13 protein-coding genes are annotated in these 8,348 nt (G+C 28.7%); 11 read left to right on the forward strand and 2 right to left on the reverse strand.

The genetic code is table 11. The features are described 5' to 3' along the window. From BM384_RS13135 to BM384_RS13150, 4 genes are all read left to right on the forward strand, one after another. The coding region (locus BM384_RS13135) for a C40 family peptidase (RefSeq protein ID WP_175537383.1) at positions 1–953 on the forward strand (953 nt) is incomplete at its 5' end. A 190-nt stretch (positions 954–1,143) separates the two neighbouring features. Then, positions 1,144–1,668 (forward strand): glycosyltransferase family protein, encoded by a 525-nt coding sequence (locus BM384_RS13140; protein ID WP_090014281.1) that lies wholly within the window; start codon positions 1,144–1,146, stop codon positions 1,666–1,668. Between the two features lie 37 nt (positions 1,669–1,705). Next, positions 1,706–2,077, forward strand: a complete 372-nt coding sequence (locus BM384_RS13145) for a molybdopterin-binding domain-containing protein (RefSeq protein ID WP_090014283.1) — start codon at positions 1,706–1,708, stop codon at positions 2,075–2,077. 36 nt (positions 2,078–2,113) lie between these two features. Continuing rightward, on the forward strand, positions 2,114–2,596 hold the full coding sequence (locus BM384_RS13150) for a GNAT family N-acetyltransferase (RefSeq protein ID WP_090014285.1): 483 nt from the start codon (positions 2,114–2,116) through the stop codon (positions 2,594–2,596). A 35-nt stretch (positions 2,597–2,631) separates the two neighbouring features. Here the strand turns inward: BM384_RS13150 and BM384_RS13155 are convergent, their stop codons facing one another. After that, positions 2,632–2,838 carry a cold-shock protein gene (locus BM384_RS13155; protein WP_090014287.1) on the reverse strand — a complete coding sequence of 69 codons (207 nt, stop codon included), beginning with the start codon at positions 2,836–2,838 and terminating at the stop codon, positions 2,632–2,634. 138 nt (positions 2,839–2,976) lie between these two features. Between BM384_RS13155 and BM384_RS13160 the strand changes: the two genes are divergently transcribed. The 7 genes from BM384_RS13160 (at position 2,977) to BM384_RS13190 (ending at position 7,994) form a co-directional block, all read left to right on the forward strand. Beyond that, entirely contained in the window at positions 2,977–3,555 is a 579-nt protein-coding gene (locus tag BM384_RS13160; protein ID WP_090014289.1) for a hypothetical protein, read from the forward strand. Between the two features lie 467 nt (positions 3,556–4,022). Further along, positions 4,023–4,289, forward strand: coding sequence for a FeoC-like transcriptional regulator (locus BM384_RS13165; protein ID WP_090014291.1), 267 nt, complete (start codon positions 4,023–4,025; stop codon positions 4,287–4,289). A 2-nt stretch (positions 4,290–4,291) separates the two neighbouring features. Further along, positions 4,292–4,513, forward strand: a complete 222-nt coding sequence (locus tag BM384_RS13170) for a FeoA family protein (protein ID WP_090014293.1) — start codon at positions 4,292–4,294, stop codon at positions 4,511–4,513. Between the two features lie 13 nt (positions 4,514–4,526). After that, positions 4,527–4,748, forward strand: coding sequence for a FeoA family protein (locus BM384_RS13175; protein ID WP_090014294.1), 222 nt, complete (start codon positions 4,527–4,529; stop codon positions 4,746–4,748). Positions 4,749–4,802: 54 nt separating this feature from the next. Further along, positions 4,803–6,812, forward strand: a complete 2,010-nt coding sequence (feoB, locus tag BM384_RS13180) for a ferrous iron transport protein B (protein WP_090014296.1) — start codon at positions 4,803–4,805, stop codon at positions 6,810–6,812. Between the two features lie 129 nt (positions 6,813–6,941). After that, positions 6,942–7,361, forward strand: a complete 420-nt coding sequence (locus tag BM384_RS13185) for a flavodoxin (RefSeq protein ID WP_090014297.1) — start codon at positions 6,942–6,944, stop codon at positions 7,359–7,361. 9 nt (positions 7,362–7,370) lie between these two features. Then, entirely contained in the window at positions 7,371–7,994 is a 624-nt protein-coding gene (locus BM384_RS13190) for a DUF3793 family protein (RefSeq protein WP_090014298.1), read from the forward strand. 77 nt (positions 7,995–8,071) lie between these two features. On the opposite strand, the gene BM384_RS18295 is transcribed toward BM384_RS13190, so the two are convergent. Beyond that, on the reverse strand, positions 8,072–8,348 hold a 277-nt coding region (locus BM384_RS18295), incomplete at its 5' end, for a transposase (protein WP_242946034.1).

The raw sequence follows: 8,348 nt of genomic DNA on the forward strand, positions 1-8,348 counted from the left end.
GATATGTATCAGCAGATTATATAGAGGAAGGTGCAGGGGCAAGCAGTAATTCAGGAGATAGCTCAAGCACAAGTAAAGCAGGACATGTAGTAAATATAAGTAGCACATTAAATATAAGATCAGGAGCAGGAACAAACTATGCTGTATTAGGACATTTAAGAAATGATGAAAATGTAACTATATTAGGAAAAGAAGGTAGCTGGTATCATATAAGTTATAATGGTACAAATGGATATGTATCAGCAGAGTATATACAAGAAGGTGAAAAAACAAACAGTTCAATTAATGGAACAGTATCAACAGGAAAAGGACAAGTATATAACATAACAACTAATTTAAGAGTTAGATCTGGTGCATCTACAAGTAGTACTGTACTTGGATATCTTTTAAGTGGGCAAATTGTTGATATAACAGGAACATCTAATGAATGGGTTAAAATTAACTACAAAGGTTCTAATGGATATGTTAGTGCAGAATACATAAGAAATGTAGATGAAAATTTATCAGATAAGTTTGCACAAGTATTTAGTGTAATGTCAGCACAAATAGGAAGCCCATATGTTTGGGGAGGATCTGGAGAATATCTTACAACAAGTACATTAAATTCTTTAAAAGCAACATTCCCTGTACAGGCAGCTGCTGGATCTTATAATAGGGCAGCTAATTATGTGAATCAAGGTTATAGAGCATTTGACTGTTCTGGACTTATGCAATGGGGCTTTAGACAAGTTGGTATAAACATTGGAAGAACTACGTATGATCAAATTAATAATGGTTATGAAGTATCTTTAAGTAGTTTACAACCAGGAGATCTATTATTCTATTCTAATTTAGGTCATGTTGGAATGTATATAGGAAATGGACAATGGATAGAAGCACCAAATAGTGGCGCAGATGTAAGAATAACATCAGTTCCTTGGAGTAAAATTTCAAGAGCAAGAAGAGTTTTATAGAAGTTAGAAAATATATTTAAAAATAGTGTTTAAAATGTTAAAATACATTTTAAACACTATTTTTTTCACATATATTCTTATGTTTAGTAATATGAATTAAATATAGGGTGAAAAATTTTTTTGTACAAAGGTAAAAAGATAAAATTGGAGATAATAAAAATATCAGATTATATTACAAAGGGTGATAATTATGAGAATAGATAGGTCTGCAGTAATACTTTATGGCAGTACTAACAAGAAGATAAAAAATACTAAGCTTCTAGAGTATAAAAATAAAAGATATGTAGAATTAACAAAAGAATTAGTAAGTGAATATGAAGAAATATTAGTAGCAGATAAGGATATGTATAAATCAATAGATAATGAAGAAGAAAAAATTATAAGATGTATATATGACATGGTATGTAAGGCAAAAAGTGATAAGGTATTTGTTATTTCTTCTAATATGCCTTTAATTAATAAGAGATTAGTTAATTATATGGGAATAATTCAATTTGAAGAAGATATATTAATTCCATATGTAGACGAGAGTCTTCAAAGTCTCTGTGCAATATATAATAAGAGTATTTTAAAAAAATTAAAATATATTATAGATAATGAGGAAATATCTTTTGAGAATTTATTCAAATCTATAAGTATTAGATATATTTTTTTAAAGGATAAGAGTATGTTTATTGGCGTAGATGAAATAGAAGAGTACATTACTTGTTTATAAAAAATAAAAGAACAGAATGTAAGGAGAATGGTGGAATATGTATAAAGCGTGTATAATAGTTTTAAATGATAGAGAATATACTGGAGAAGAAGAGGATAGTGAAGGAAGAAAGTTGAAAAAGCTTCTTAGCTACAAGTTTAATATTATTTCATATAAGATAATGCCAGAAGTAGATGAGATATATAAAGATTTTTTATTAAAGTGTTGTGATGATTATTGTGTAGAACTAGTAATTACCTTAGGAAATAAAGTTTTAGCAGACTTAGTTACAAAGGAAATTAAAGAAGAAGATTATCCAGAGTTTAATGGCTTTAGAAGAAGAGCAACATTAATCAAAAATTTAGACGAAATAAGTACAGGAACAAGTATTAATATTAAAAAGTTGATAGAGGTAATAGAAAAGGTTTAATATAGATATATAAACTTATATATCAGGGGGATGAAGATGATAAGAAACGTAAGAATTACTGATGCTGAAGAAATAACAAAAATTTATAATTATTATATTGCTGAAACAGTTGTTACTTTTGAGACAGAAGAAATAACTAATGATGAAATGGAAAATAGAATTGTTAAGAAGATAAAAAGTAATCCATGGATAGTATATGAGGAAAAAGGAAAAATTTTAGGATATGCATATGTTAGTGAATTTAATTTTAGAGAGGCATATTCAAAAACAAGAGAAGTTACTATATATCTTCATAAGGATTGTAAAGGCAGAGGAATAGGCAGTATTTTAATGAAAGAATTAATAGATGAAAGTAAAAAATATGGCTTCCATTTACTTGTATCTTTAATAACTGTTCCAAATGAAGAGAGTGTAAAATTACATGAAAAGTTTGGCTTTAGCAAAATGGGTACGTTAGAAGAGTCAGGGTATAAGATGGATAAGTGGCTTGATGTTGATTACTGGCAATTAAAAATATAACTGAGAAAAAATTTTCTCAGTTATATTTTTTAATTTTAGATTTTTTGAACGTTTGTGGCCATAGGCCCTTTTTCAGTTTCTTCTATATCAAAAGTTACATTTTCATCTTCATGTAAGTCTTTTCTGGGACCCTTATCTTTAATTTGTGAGTAGTGAACAAAAACATCTTTTCCTTCATCACAAGAGATAAAACCAAAACCCTTTTCGCTGTTAAACCATTTTACTGTACCAGTACTTGACATTAATTATCTCTCCTTAAAATTTAATTTTTCAATTATAGTATTTACGGAAAATTATATTTTAAACCTATTAATTTTGTGGAGAAAAAAAATTATCTGAATAATATAATCGAGAGAAGATAATTATTAAGGAAGAGATTTATGAGTGAAGATCCATTTAAAGGCTTTGAAGAAATTTTGAAGTATTTTAATTCTTTTTATAAAGGAAAGGGTAAAAAAACTAATGGCTCAGAAAATAAAAATGATTTTTCAAATGAAGGATACTATTGCGGTGATATTCCTGGAGGATTTCAAGGAGTAGATCCTCAATTTTTTTTAATAACCAGTGAATTTATTGCAAATGTTATAGCTGGTAACATACCTTTTAATGTTCAGAATGTTATAGGCAATTGGTTAGAGCTTATAGGTCAGGTAATTGAAACCTTTAATGCTCAGCAGCAGTATATGCAGTCAGGCCCTGGGAGATTTTATGATATAAAAAACCTTAATATTAATAATCCATTTTGTTCGTGGAATGAAACTTCTTCAGAGCAAAGTTCTTATGAAGACTCTTCTCAATATATAAATAGAGATGAAACAGAATTTAATAAAAATGGAGCTTACGAAAATCAATATAAGAATAGAATTGAAATGGCCTATTTAAAGGAAGAAATTACAGAATTAAAAAGAGAGATAGAAAAATTGTCATTAAAAATAGACCAAATTAATAAAAAAGATTAGTAAAAAAGATTAGTAAAAGATGATTGTATGATAAATATATAATCATCTTTTATTATCTTTAAAGAAGGGTATTGACAAGAGTGAGAAATCAATATAAGATTTATAAGAATAAAAAAAGCCCAAATTTTATGAGTATATTTTGAAAAACTTTTATAAAGAATAATGGAGAGTATTTAGTAAATTCACGTGACCTTCTGCTTGACATTATTTTGTTTTTCAGCCTTTCTTAATTGGAAAGAGATACCATAAATTTAATTATATAAACTTACCGTAAAAAAACATAGATCGCCGTATCTGTGTTTTTTTTATGTTCAAAATTTAAGCATTTATATTACAGATTTTTTAATGTGTAATTTATTTAATACGTTAAAAAGCAAAAAATGATTTCTTGAATCACTTGAAAATTAATATCAATTAACGTATAATAAAAAACATATGAAAAGTATTTTTCAAAAAGAGGTGATTTTGTGTTAGGTGAAATTCTTAAGTTTATAAGTGAAAAGTCAAATTTTTCTACATCAGCAATTTCAGAAGGTTTAAATCTTCCAATGCCAATGATTGATGATATAAAAAGTAAATTAGTTAACATGGGTTATATTGAGAAAATTGAGTGTAGTAGTGAAACCTGTGAAAAATGTTCATGTGGCTGTGGAAAAGTTAAAAACTTAAATGGAGCTATTGAATGGAGAATAACTGATAAAGGAAATAAATTTATTAGTAGAATAGGAGGATAATTATGAAAAAGTTAAGGGACCTATCAGTAGGAGAAAAAATTACAGTTATTAATATTGATAAAGAAAGTTCTGTAAGAAGGAAACTTTTAGATATGGGTATAACTCCAGGTGTACAGTTAGAAGTTACAGGTAAGGCACCAATGGGGGATCCAATTGAAATATTAGTAAGAGGATATAAGTTAACTTTAAGAATGGATGAAGCTAAAGTTATAACAGGAAAGTAAAGGAGTAAATTTTATGATATTACCTATGAATATGGCTACAGAGGGAAAAGAAGTAGAGATAAAATCTGTTTCTTTAAAAGGGGATAATGGTAAACGATTAGGTGAACTAGGAATACTATCAGGAAATAAAGTTAAGATAGTGAAGAATGATGGTGGAAATTTAATTATTTCCATAGAAGAAAGTAGGTTTGGATTAGATTTAGATGCAGCAAAGAGAATAATGATAAATGAATAATTTTTTTTTGTATTTTTTAAAATGAAAATGAATATCAATATTGAGGAGGAAATTATGAAGACGATAGCATTAGCAGGGAATCCTAACTGTGGTAAAACCAGTTTATTTAATGAATTAACTAAAGCAAAGCAACATGTAGGAAATTGGCCTGGAGTAACTGTTGAAAAGAAAGAAGGTATCCTAAAGTATGAAGGAAAAGAATATACAGTAGTTGATTTACCAGGAACTTATAGTTTAGGAGCATATTCAGAAGATGAAATTATTGCAAGAAATTATGTTATTAATGACAAACCAGATGTAATTATTAATGTTATAGATGCATCAAATATAGAAAGAAACTTATACTTAACACTTCAATTATTAGAAGCAGGAGCTAAAGTAATAATAGCTTTGAATATGATGGATGAAGCTAAAAATAAAAATATAAGTATAAAGATTAATGAACTAAGCAAAAAATTAGGAATACCAGTTATCCCAACAGTAGCATTAAAGGGAGAAGGTATCGATAATTTAGTAAAGGAAGCAATAAAGTTTAATGTTAAAGGTTCAAATGTTAAGTTTAATTATGGAGAAGAAATTAATAAAGAAATTCAAACTGTTTCAAATCTTTTGGATAAAGAAGTAAAAGGAAAGAATTATACAGCAGAGTGGGCAGCATTAAAATTAATAGAAAATGATGAACATATAAAAAGAGAACTTAAAATTGATGAAAATACTAAATTAGAAAAACAGCTTGAGCTTTCATGTAAAACTATAGAAGATAGTATTGGATTTGAAGGTGAAATGGCTATAGTAAATGAAAGATATAATATTATTTCTGATATTCTTAAAGGAATAATAACTAGAGAAAGTAGCAATAAGGTATCTACTACAGATAAAATTGATAAGGTAGTTACTAATAAATTTTTAGGAATTCCTATATTTGCATTAATCATGCTTGTTATGTATGAAATAACTTTTAAGATTGGTTCTGGACTTCAAGATTTAGTAGATGGTTTCATTGCAGGATTAGGTGAGACAGCTACTCTGGCATTAACGAATGTAGGAGCACCAGATTTACTGATAAGCATAGTTGGTGATGGAATATTTGGAGGGGTAGGAAGTGTAATTTCATTTTTACCTTTAATAATGGTTATGTATTTCTTAATAGGTATACTTGAAGATAGTGGATATATGGCAAGAGCAGCTTATGTAATGGATAGACTAATGAGAAGCTTAGGTCTTCATGGAAAAACATTTGTATCCATGTTAGTTGGTTCAGGATGTAATGTACCAGGGATTATGTCAACAAGAACGTTAGAGAGTAAGAAGGATAGAATGATAGCTATTCTTATAAATCCTTTTGTATCGTGTGGAGCGAGACTTCCTATATATGCGCTATTTATAGAAGCATTCTTTGATAAATATCAAGCTTTAATATTATTCTGTTTATATGCTACGGGAATTATAGTTGCCCTTATTATGGGTAAAATATTTAGTAAAACTTTGTTTAAAGGTGATACATCTTACTTTGTTATGGAACTTCCAACCTATAAGGTTCCATCATTAAAAAATGTTTTTCTTTTAATGTGGGATAAAGCTGGATCATTTTTGAAGAAAGCAGGAAAAATTATATTACCAGTAATGATTATACTAGCATTCTTATCTAACTTCCCATCAGGAGTTGAACCAAACAGTCAAGAGTCTGTTTTGGGAATGATAGGAGAAAGGATAGCCCCTATATTTACTTTAGCTGGATTTGGGACATGGCAAGCAGGAGTTTCACTTTTAACTGGTATATTGGCAAAAGAATCTGTCATAGGGACAATGGGATTAATATATGCAGGAGTACAAGAAGGACCAGAATTAGTTCAAGCAATACAAGGTGTATTTACTCCTTTATCAGCAATTTCATTTATGGTTATGTCATTATTATATACACCATGTTTAGTAGCTTTAGGAGCAATAAAGAGAGAAACAAATTCATGGAAGTGGACAGGATTTGCGGCAGTTTATACTTTTATCGTAGCTTGGATAATGTCTGTATTAGTTTATCAAATAGGAACTTTACTTGGTTTTGCATAAAAAGTATTAATTGAGAGAAATTATCAAAAAAGTATTGACAAAGTAATTGAAAATTATTATCATTTTAATTGATAAGAGATTTCAATTATAATAATAAGAATTAGTATATATTTAAGGAGTGAATAGATAATGAAAATAGTTTATTGGTCAGGTACAGGAAATACTGAAAAAATGGCAAATTTAATTTCAGAAGGAATTTCTGAAGGGGGAAAAGGGGCAGAAGTTGTATCAGTAGATGATGCTAGTGCTAATATATTTGATGGTGAAGAAACAATAGTATTAGGATGTCCAGCAATGGGATCTGAAGTATTAGAAGAATGTGAGTTTGAACCATTCATTGAGTCAATAAAAGATAAGGTTTCAGGAAAGAAAGCTGCATTATTTGGGTCTTATGGATGGGGCAGTGGAGAATGGATGGAAAACTTCAAAGAATTAATGGAGTCTTATGGATGTTTAGTTAATTTAGAACCACTAATCATTATGGAATCACCAGAAGGTGACGCAGAAGATGATTGCAGAGAATATGGAAAGAAGATTGCTAGTTTATAGTATAAAGTTATGAAGAATACAGGGCTATATGATAAGTTAAATTCAATGAATGATAAAGAGTATATAGAAAACTTTCTACTTTTTAATATATCTCAGGTTTTATCAGGTATAAAACCTGCATCTACAATATCATTTATGAAAAGTAAAGATAATATTTACGATAAATGGCTCAAATATGGAGCTGATTTTATTAACTCTATTGGACTTAAATTTATTGAGCTAAGAGAGAAGGTTAATTTATTAGTACTATTAATATATAATGAAGAAATATTAAGTGAAAGTATTTTTGGAAAAGAGCAAAAAAAGTTTTTGCTTGGTATTGGATATGAAGATGAAGAGGATGTTAACAAATATATTAATAAGTTAAAGGAAAGGTATGAATTATATCATTGCCCTCATGAATTAGGTTTATTCTTAGGAATACCAATCAAAGATGTTAAAGATTTTATGAACTGCACCTCTAAAAAGTGTTTACTATGTGGCTACTGGAAAGTCTATAATGACAGCAGTGCTGCCAGACTAATATTTAATAAATACGATGAAATAAAAGTACACACATTAAAAGGAATACTTAAGGGTTACAATTCGCAAAGCCTCGCCCTTAGTATAAAAAACTTTTTTTGTACTCCCTAATTTAAGTGGCTGTTCATAAATTTGTTTATAAAAGGAGCTTGTCAATTTGACAAGCTCTCAGCTTGTAGACAAAAGGGTTAAATGCATTCGCATTTAGCCCTTTTGTTACTTAATATAAAAAGGTCTATAAAACTTTTTGTGAGATTGGACAATAAATTGTCCGAACCGGTAGGTAATAACCCTTTTCGGTCCAGCCATATTGCCAATTTCTTTAAATTCATACACGCAAATAAGAGGTTAAGCTCCATCCTAACCTTTTTTATACCTCGATATTGTGTATAACGCATACCATGTTTTTCTTTAGCGTCAGCAAATACACGTTCAATTGTTTGACTTCGTAATTTATATATTTCC

The organism is Clostridium sp. DSM 8431, from assembly GCF_900116755.1.
In the GTDB taxonomy this organism is placed as follows: Bacteria; Bacillota; Clostridia; order Clostridiales; family Clostridiaceae; genus Clostridium.

What these genes read in the sequence shown, in the direction of transcription:
- BM384_RS13140 (WP_090014281.1), top strand. Translation starts at nt 1,144, where the DNA reads ATGAGAATAGATAGGTCTGCAGTAATACTTTATGGCAGTACTAACAAG.
- BM384_RS13145 (WP_090014283.1), top strand. Translation starts at nt 1,706, where the DNA reads ATGTATAAAGCGTGTATAATAGTTTTAAATGATAGAGAATATACTGGA.
- BM384_RS13150 (WP_090014285.1), top strand. Translation starts at nt 2,114, where the DNA reads ATGATAAGAAACGTAAGAATTACTGATGCTGAAGAAATAACAAAAATT.
- BM384_RS13155 (WP_090014287.1), bottom strand. Translation starts at nt 2,838, where the DNA reads ATGTCAAGTACTGGTACAGTAAAATGGTTTAACAGCGAAAAGGGTTTT.
- BM384_RS13160 (WP_090014289.1), top strand. Translation starts at nt 2,977, where the DNA reads ATGAGTGAAGATCCATTTAAAGGCTTTGAAGAAATTTTGAAGTATTTT.
- BM384_RS13170 (WP_090014293.1), top strand. Translation starts at nt 4,292, where the DNA reads ATGAAAAAGTTAAGGGACCTATCAGTAGGAGAAAAAATTACAGTTATT.
- BM384_RS13175 (WP_090014294.1), top strand. Translation starts at nt 4,527, where the DNA reads ATGATATTACCTATGAATATGGCTACAGAGGGAAAAGAAGTAGAGATA.
- feoB (WP_090014296.1), top strand. Translation starts at nt 4,803, where the DNA reads ATGAAGACGATAGCATTAGCAGGGAATCCTAACTGTGGTAAAACCAGT.
- BM384_RS13185 (WP_090014297.1), top strand. Translation starts at nt 6,942, where the DNA reads ATGAAAATAGTTTATTGGTCAGGTACAGGAAATACTGAAAAAATGGCA.
- BM384_RS13190 (WP_090014298.1), top strand. Translation starts at nt 7,371, where the DNA reads ATGAAGAATACAGGGCTATATGATAAGTTAAATTCAATGAATGATAAA.